1 protein-coding gene is annotated in these 352 nt (G+C 63.1%); it reads left to right on the forward strand.

Features of this window, described 5'->3' with window-relative positions; genetic code table 11:
• Positions 1-210: 210 nt before the first annotated feature.
• A partial coding sequence (locus EN804_RS35330) for an ArsR family transcriptional regulator (protein ID WP_135922354.1) occupies positions 211-352 on the forward strand: 142 nt, incomplete at its 3' end.

Genomic DNA, 352 nt, shown 5'->3' on the forward strand with positions numbered 1-352 from the left:
GATGCGCCGCGCCACGTCCTGCAGCATCAACTGCTCTTCGGTAAAGCTGAAATCCACAACACCCTCCCGGGTACATGAAGTTATGGGCCGCATACGGCGCGCCCAGGTGCCCCGATTGTACCGGGGCCCGGCTGTTTCCGTACGCTGGCGACTTGACCGCGGGAGGCCTTCTCGGCGAATATAGCTCTACAGCGCGATATGTAGATATTTATGGATCTGGAAGACTGGTCGACCCGCCTGAAGGTGTTCGCCGATGCGACCCGCGTGCGCCTGCTGGCGCTGCTGGAGCAGGAGGAACTCACCGTGGCCGAACTGTCGGCGATCACCCGGCTCGCGCAGCCGCGCGTGTCCA

The organism is Mesorhizobium sp. M8A.F.Ca.ET.161.01.1.1 (assembly GCF_004792105.1).
Lineage (GTDB): Bacteria > Pseudomonadota > Alphaproteobacteria > Rhizobiales > Rhizobiaceae > Mesorhizobium.